This window comes from Ferruginibacter sp. HRS2-29 (genome assembly GCF_024343615.1).
Taxonomy (GTDB): domain Bacteria; phylum Bacteroidota; class Bacteroidia; order Chitinophagales; family Chitinophagaceae; genus Ferruginibacter.
In genome coordinates this window covers 1-1,133 of the sequence record NZ_RJUB01000082.1, presented here as the reverse complement: position 1 = coordinate 1,133, position 1,133 = coordinate 1, and the positions used below count along the sequence as shown (strand labels likewise).

The 1,133-nt window shown below is 40.5% G+C and carries 1 protein-coding gene; it reads left to right on the top strand.

Translation table 11 applies throughout. From position 1 onward, the window contains the following. Positions 1-711 precede the first annotated feature (711 nt). Positions 712-1,133, top strand: a 422-nt coding sequence (locus EGI32_RS11065; RefSeq protein ID WP_255155435.1) for a hypothetical protein, incomplete at its 3' end; no start/stop codon positions are given.

Below are 1,133 nucleotides of genomic sequence, written 5' to 3'. Positions count from 1 at the left end.
GACAATATGTTGGCGGCTTATTTTTTATCAGCCATCATGCCGCGGAACCGGCTGGCGGGGACGCCACGCCGGGGTACAAGTTTTTTTTTTGCCATTGCCAGGCCTTTTCCGGCGCATCCCTCTTCCTTTAAAAATCCATTTTACTCTTTGTAAAATGAGATACACTCAAAAAGGCTATCAGTAAACTACCAGGTCTGGCTGTTTTTTCAAGTAGGGCAATAAAAACGATTGATTAAAATAGCACAGGCCGGTACGGTAATTTAATTTTTTACCAAGGGCAAAAGCAATAGCTGCATTGTACAGCTGCATTGATTTTAGAGTATCTGCCGTTTCATACTTTACTGCCAAACGCATCATGCTTAATGCTTCCCGGATAGTATCGGGCAGTATAGTGGCTAATTGCTTTTTTCTACACTATCTATATTAGGTTGCTGTGCAACGCACACAACGGTTGTGTGTAAAAAATATCCTGTTTTTACAGGATGGACAAGAGCTAAAAAAATGATGAGGTTTGTTTTACCATAAACAACTTACCATGAAAAAAAATTTTATCCCTTTCAGGCAGGCTACACATTTGCTGCAACATGTTAGCGCAGGTGCGTTACACAACAGAAATGTATCTCCTTCGGTTGCCCAACAGAATTAAAACACAACACTCTTTTCCTTTTATAAAACAATAAGTTCATCGTACAACAACATAAAACTACTGCAATGAAAATCTGCTTTGTATGTATCGCTGTATTTCTTTTCCTGAGTACAGCATTTGCCCAGCCGGGCAAAAAAGTAAAGCCAAAGGAAAAGCCGCCTACGCAAAAAGAAATGGAAGATTTACTGAAGCTGGCGCAGGATGCGATGAAGGATATTAGCCCGGAGGATAAAAAATTAATGGATAGTATGGGCATTAAGATACCAACATTTAGCAATATGCCAAATGTGAGTGATCAGCAATTAGCAGATGCCTATACGCAGGATGGTTCGGGTGTTGTGGTACCTGCAAAAAAAACTGCACTCATTGCTCAAATCCCTAAAACTATTTTTTCTACCGCACAACTGGAGGCGTATGTACAGTCTACAAATGCATCCATTGCCGATATGATTAAGCCGGAGGCAAAACAACTGGCAGAAAAGATTCT